Annotated in this window: 1 protein-coding gene; it reads left to right on the top strand. The window is 33.5% G+C overall.

The window, feature by feature from the left end:
- Positions 1-521, top strand: a 521-nt coding sequence (locus IDG60_RS27235) for an ABC transporter ATP-binding protein (protein WP_206160417.1), incomplete at its 5' end; no start/stop codon positions are given.
- Positions 522-532 lie beyond the last annotated feature (11 nt).

Genomic DNA, 532 nt, shown 5'->3' with positions numbered 1-532 from the left:
CTTTACAAACGCCGACATCTGGGCACATTTTAATCAATAACCAAGATATTACGACAATGAAGCAAAAAGCATTGGCAAAAGTTAGAATGTCTGAAATAGGTTTTATTTTACAAGCTACAAACCTTGTACCATTTTTAACGGTAAAGCAACAATTTACATTATTGAAAAAGAAAAATAAGAATGTTATGTCTAATGAAGACTATCAGCAACTTATGTCACAATTAGGTCTAACTTCATTGCTTAATAAGTTACCTTCAGAAATTTCAGGTGGTCAGAAACAACGTGTGGCGATAGCCAAAGCGTTATATACGAATCCGTCGATTATTTTAGCGGATGAACCTACCGCGGCGTTAGATACTGAAAATGCGATTGAAGTCATTAAAATTCTACGTGATCAAGCCAAAAAAAGAAAGAAAGCATGTATTATTGTTACACATGATGAACGACTTAAAGCATATTGTGATCGTTCATATCATATGAAAGATGGCGTCCTTAATCTTGAAAATGAAACAGTAGAATAGTTTTATTAAGC

This window comes from Staphylococcus sp. EG-SA-2 (assembly GCF_017152085.1).
Note: the sequence above shows the minus strand (reverse complement) of the source record. Positions and strands in the feature narration are given on the sequence as shown.